This window comes from Streptomyces sp. NRRL S-37 (assembly GCF_000721605.1).
Lineage (GTDB): Bacteria > Actinomycetota > Actinomycetes > Streptomycetales > Streptomycetaceae > Streptomyces.
The window spans coordinates 1-1,735 of the sequence record NZ_JOIZ01000069.1 but is presented as its reverse complement, the minus strand read 5'-3'; the positions used below and the strand labels follow the sequence as shown (position 1 = coordinate 1,735).

Annotated in this window: 1 protein-coding gene; it reads left to right on the top strand. The window is 70.0% G+C overall.

Going from position 1 to position 1,735, the window contains the following annotated elements:
• Positions 1–99: 99 nt before the first annotated feature.
• Entirely contained in the window at positions 100–1,728 is a 1,629-nt protein-coding gene (locus tag IH50_RS0136705) for an IS200/IS605 family element transposase accessory protein TnpB (protein WP_030872911.1), read from the top strand.
• Positions 1,729–1,735: the final 7 nt, after the last annotated feature.

Below are 1,735 nucleotides of genomic sequence, written 5' to 3'. Positions count from 1 at the left end.
GGAACGGGAATTCTTGTCTCGTATGGGTGTCCTTTCCCGGTGGTGGTCGTTGGGTGTGACGGCGGGTGTCTTCGGGCCTGGGAGGGGCGGGTGATCGCGGTGGGTGGGCTGCGGGATGTGACGGCGCCGTTCGTGGTTCCGGGGCCGTCCGGCGTGGCGGTGCGTGACCGCCTCAAGCACCTCACACCCCAGGACGAGAAGGTGCTCAGGCTGGTGGGCGCGCACCTCGGCTCGCTCGCGTCAAGGGACCTCAAGGCCCGCTGCGGTGACGCACTGGAACACTCCGCCGGCACCTGGGCGGCGCGGAAGCGGGAGCTGACCGCCGAGTCGTCCTCGCGGTGGGCGGGAAGTATCACCAAGGCCACGCACGACCAGTGGGCCCTGGCCCGGCGCGGGCAGACCGCGCACCTTCACTCTCTCGAAGCCGGCGTCCGCACGATCCGGCACCGGCTGTCACTCCCGGTCGGCGACAAGGGCACCAAGCACACTCCGGGCGGCTACCGCTCCGCCCGCGAATGGTTCAGCAAGACCCGCCGCCTTCATGTCCTCGAAGACCGGCTCGACAAGGTCCGCGCCGACCGTGAGAACGGTGTCGTGCACGTGGTGCGGGGCGGCAAACGCCTGCTGGGCACCCGCCACCACCTCGATGCCGCGCAGCTCACCGAGACCCAATGGCGTGAGTGCTGGGAAGCCGGGCGCTGGTTCCTCCAGGCCGACGGGGAGTCTGGGAAACGCTTCGGGAACGAGACGATCCGCATCTCACCCGGGGGCGAGGTCAGTATCAGACTGCCCGCTCCGCTCACCGAGCTGGCCAATGCCGGGCACGGTCGGTACGTCCTCGCCGCGAAGGTACGCTTCGCGCACCGGGGGCAGGAGTGGGCCGACCGTGTGGAGGCCAACCGGGCCGTCGCCTACCGCATCCACTACGACGTGCCGCGTGGACGCTGGTACGTGACCGCCTCCTGGCAGATCCCGCCGACGAAGACGGTCCCACTCCAGGCAGCGCTCGCCGAGGGCGTGATCGGCGTGGACACCAACGCCGATCACCTGGCCGCGTGGCGCCTCGACGTCCATGGCAACCCGATCGGCCGGCCGCGCCGGTTCTTCTACGACCTGTCCGGCACCACCCTGCACCGGGACGCCCAGGTGCGGCACGCCCTGTCACGGCTGCTGCACTGGGCGAAGACCTGCGGCGTCAAGGCAATCGCGGTCGAGGACCTCGACTTCGCGGCGGAGAAGACCCGCGAGAAACACGGCCGCCGACGCCGCTTCAGACGGCTCATCTCCGCCATGCCCACCGGCCGGCTGCGTGCCCGGCTGACCTCGATGGCCGACGCCACCGGCATCAGCATCATCGCCGTTGATCCGGCCTACACCTCGAAATGGGGCGCCCAGCACTGGCAGAAGCCGATGACCGCACCCCGACGCAAGACGACCCGTCACGATGCCGCGAGCATCGCGATCGGGCGACGCGCCCAAGGGCATCCGATCCGGCGACGGACGGCACCGCCCCGTGCACACCAGAGCGATGTGCACGGGCATCGGACCGTCCAGGCCCGACCGGACACCCTCGGGCGCGAGGAACCCCGCCCCCGCATTCCCGGACCACGGACACGATCCGTGCCGCCGGACGCGGCGAGAACGCGGGCGACCAGGACATCCAAAACCGTTCGGGGTGTCCGCAGCGGCCAGGAATGGGTCCAAGACTCACTCCTGCTCACTGATTAGGAACGGT